This window comes from Undibacterium sp. Rencai35W, assembly GCF_049340185.1.
Lineage (GTDB): Bacteria > Pseudomonadota > Gammaproteobacteria > Burkholderiales > Burkholderiaceae_D > Undibacterium.
On record NZ_JBMPPC010000023.1, the window covers coordinates 1 to 278 of the forward strand.

The following is a 278-nucleotide window of genomic DNA, read 5'->3' on the forward strand; positions in this document are numbered from 1 at the left end:
GGTGTATTGACTAAATCTCGAGCTAAGTTGATTGCATTTGCTTGCTGATTAAGGCGCGCAAAAAGTGTTGCATCGGCTATCGCCAATTGCGCTTTAGCAGCACCTTTCGCTTTATATTCACTAAATTCATAACCGCCCAACATAAAGCCTAGTGCAATCTGCTCTAATTGTTGTTCGCACGCTTGCACTTGGTATAAGCCTGCGGGCAACTTGCTCGCCAAGTCCCCAGCTAACCAAAAATCGTCAAGGCTATTAACTAAACAATACACCTGACTTAG

1 protein-coding gene is annotated in these 278 nt (G+C 44.2%); it reads right to left on the reverse strand.

Features of this window, described 5'->3' with window-relative positions; all coding sequences use genetic code 11:
* Positions 1 to 278, reverse strand: a 278-nt coding sequence (locus tag ACO0K3_RS19500) for a hypothetical protein (protein ID WP_422987508.1), incomplete at both ends; no start/stop codon positions are given.